Origin of the sequence: Solemya elarraichensis gill symbiont, from assembly GCF_002021095.1 — a bacterium.
Classification (GTDB): domain Bacteria; phylum Pseudomonadota; class Gammaproteobacteria; order Chromatiales; family Chromatiaceae.
On the sequence record NZ_MPRK01000187.1, the window covers coordinates 1 to 3522 of the forward strand.

Annotated in this window: 4 protein-coding genes; all 4 read right to left on the minus strand. The window is 55.7% G+C overall.

Annotated features, from left to right (window positions below; translation table 11 throughout):
- Positions 1-664, minus strand: a 664-nt coding sequence (locus BOW51_RS08700; protein WP_245828638.1) for a bifunctional folylpolyglutamate synthase/dihydrofolate synthase, incomplete at its 3' end; no start/stop codon positions are given.
- 246 nt (positions 665-910) lie between these two features.
- The gene (gene accD / locus BOW51_RS08705) at positions 911-1762 is read right to left on the minus strand and encodes an acetyl-CoA carboxylase, carboxyltransferase subunit beta (protein ID WP_078477386.1); all 852 of its coding nucleotides are present in this window, start codon (positions 1760-1762) and stop codon (positions 911-913) included.
- 5 nt (positions 1763-1767) lie between these two features.
- A complete protein-coding gene (trpA, locus tag BOW51_RS08710) occupies positions 1768-2577 on the minus strand; it encodes a tryptophan synthase subunit alpha (RefSeq protein ID WP_078477387.1) in 810 nt (269 codons plus the stop codon).
- The coding region (gene trpB, locus BOW51_RS08715; RefSeq protein ID WP_078477388.1) for a tryptophan synthase subunit beta at positions 2574-3522 on the minus strand (949 nt) is incomplete at its 5' end. The genes trpB and trpA, both read right to left, overlap by 4 nt.

Genomic DNA, 3522 nt, shown 5'->3' on the forward strand with positions numbered 1-3522 from the left:
GTTTCGCACCCACTTGCCCTGCCACACTGTGCAAGCTTACCGGCATATCTGAACGCGCAATGACGGCAGGTTTGCCTGGCCGCATGACACCGGCCTTTTCCACAGCAATCTGCTCAAGGTCATCCCCCAGCCAATCCGTGTGATCAAGGCCTATCGAGGTGATGATCACACCATCGGCATCAAACAGGTTTGCTGCATCGAGACGTCCGCCAAGCCCGACTTCGAGCACGATCACATCCACCTTGGTCTGCACGAACAGCAGCATGGCAGCGAGAGTACCGAATTCAAAGTAGGTAAGAGGGGTGTCAGAGCGCGCATTTTCGATCTGTTCGAATGCAGAACAGATATCCCTGTCGGATGCCTCGTTGGCATCGATACGGATGCGCTCGTTGTAACGCACAAGGTGCGGAGATGTATATGCACCGACGCGATAGCCCGCGGCAACCAGAATAGCTTCAAGAAAGGCGACACTGGAGCCCTTGCCGTTGGTACCGGCAACAGTGATGATGCGCGCATCAGGCGCACCCGGGTGGAGTCGCGTCCACACCCTGCCGATGCGCTCGAGTCCGAGATCGATCTCTGATGTATGAAGTTGCAGCTGATAGTGCAGCCAGTCGTCAAGCGATGCGTCGGCCGACGGCCTGACGCCGCCAGGGACTGTCATTTAACCCGGATATTTCATGAAGGATTCGGGAATCAGGTTGTTTCTGGCTAAGCAGTTTGTTCGATCGACTGAAGAGGCATAGCCACTGCTATGGCTCGAGGTGGATCGGACAAGATGTAACGTCAGAAGCGGCCTGAACCCGAATAGGGCAAATCGCGGCGTCTGCAGCCAACGAAATAATGTGGCAACAAATTGATAGCAATTTGTTTTATTCAACATAGCGTCCGTCTTTGTGAAATATCCGGGTTAGCGTTGCGTCATCATCTGCAACAGCCGGTGCAGCCTGTCGCGCATCTCTTCACGTGGAATAATCATGTCGACAGCACCGTGTTCAAGCAGGAATTCACTGCGCTGGAAACCGTCAGGCAGGGTTTCGCGCACGGTCTGCTCAATAACGCGCGGGCCGGCGAAACCGATCAGCGCGCCTGGTTCTGCAACATTGATATCGCCAAGCATGGCGAGACTTGCCGAAACACCACCCATGGTGGGATCTGTCATCACCGAAACAAAGGGGACGCCCTGTTCGCGCATTTTTGCCAGTACGGCACTGGTTTTTGCCATCTGCATGAGTGAAAAGAGTGATTCCTGCATGCGTGCGCCGCCACTTGCGGAGAAGCAGATCAGCGGCGACTTTGTTTCCAGTGCAATATTGGCCGCACGCACGAAACGCTCGCCAACGACTGAACCCATGGAGCCACCCATGAAGGAGAATTCGAAAGCAACCGCAACCACGGGCATCTTCTTGAGAGTACCCTGCATGGCAACCAGTGCATCCTTCTCTTCTGTCGTCTTCTGTGCAGCGGTAATACGGTCGCGATATTTTTTACTGTCTTTGAACTTCAGCGGATCGGTCGGCTCGAGAGATGCACCGATCTCCTCGCGCTCGCCACTGTCGAGAAAGAGATCAAGGCGGCGGCGCGCATTGATGCGATTATGGTGGCCGCACTTGGGGCAGACGTCATAGTTACGCTCGGTTTCTGAACGATAGAGGATCGCACCACAACCGTGGCACTTTTCCCACAGGCCTTCAGGAACCATCTTCTTACTGCTACCTTCCGTACGGATACGGCTAGGCAATAATTTTTCGAACCAGCTCATATTTTCTATTCCCGGGTTTGAAGTGCACTACTCAACTCTGTCACGAATTCACCGACGACGCGATCGACGGCATCCAATGATGCCGCCTCGGCTTCAATACGGCTGACAATCGCACTGCCAACAACCACGGCATCGGCAATTTCTGCCATTTTTGCTGCCGTCTCTGCATCCTTGATACCAAAACCGACGCCAACTGGCAAATCGGACAATGCACGAATCTCTTCAACTTTCTTTTTTACCGAACCAATATCCAGGTGGCCTGCACCCGTAATACCCTTCAGTGATACATAGTAGACATAACCACTGGACGCTTCACAGATGCGCTTGATACGGGAAGCATCACTGGTTGGTGCAATCAGGAAAACAGGATCAAGCTGGTTGGCCTTGAGTGCCTGCAGGAACTCGCTGCCCTCTTCCGGCGGCAAATCCACGGTCAGCACGCCATCAACACCGGCCTTGCTAGCTGCCTCGGCAAATGCCTCGTAGCCCATCACTTCGATCGGGTTGAGATAACCCATCAGCACCACTGGCGTGTTTGCATCACTGTTGCGAAACTCACTGACCATGTCGAGTACATCATGCAGGCTGACATCATGTTCCAGCGCCCGCTCGGCAGCACGCTGAATAACAGGACCGTCCGCCATCGGATCGGAGAAAGGAACGCCCAGTTCAATAATATCAGCACCGGATTTAACCAGCGTGTGCATCAGGCGCAGTGTCGCTTGCGGCTGCGGATCGCCCGCGGCGATGTAGGGAATCAGTGCACTGCGGCCTTGTGTCTTCAGGGCTGCAAAACATTCGGCAATACGACTCATAGTTCGATCCCCTCAAGTGATGCCACGGTGTGCATATCCTTGTCGCCGCGTCCGGAGAGGTTGACGAGAATGTTCTGCTCTTTCGACATGGTAGGTGCGAGCTTGCGCGCGTAAGCCAGTGCATGGCTCGACTCCAGTGCGGGGATAATCCCCTCGATACGCGTCAGGTCATGAAATGCCTGCAGCGCCTCTTCATCGGTGACAGCAACATAGTTGGCGCGACCGATATCCTTGAGCCATGCGTGCTCGGGACCAACGCCCGGGTAATCGAGACCTGCAGATACCGAATGTGTCTCGATGATCTGGCCGTTCTGGTCTTCCATCAGGTAGGTACGGTTGCCATGCAGCACACCCGGCCTGCCGGCACACAGGGGAGCGGCGTGCGAGCCCGTATCAAGACCGGCACCGGCCGCCTCGATACCATAGATTGAGACGCTTTCATCAGCGAGGAATGGGTGAAACAGTCCGATGGCATTGGAACCGCCGCCGACACAGGCTACCAGCGCATCGGGTAGACCACCCGCCTGCTCCTGCATCTGTTCGCGTGCTTCGCGTCCGATAATCGCCTGGAAATCACGCACCATCGCCGGGTAGGGATGCGGTCCGGCTACCGTGCCGATGATATAGAAGGTGTCGTCAACGTTGGTGACCCAGTCACGCATCGCTTCGTTGAGTGCATCCTTGAGCGTTTTTGAGCCTGATGAAACGGGAACAACTTCAGCGCCCAGCAGTTTCATACGGTAGACGTTTGCTTCCTGGCGCGCGACATCGACCTCGCCCATGTAGACAACACACTCGAGCCCGAGGCGCGCAGCCACGGTCGCGGTGGCGACGCCATGCTGACCGGCACCTGTCTCGGCGATAATACGCTTCTTGCCCATGCGTCGTGCCAGCAGGGCCTGGCCAATTGTATTGTTGACCTTGTGCGCACCCGTGTGATTGAGG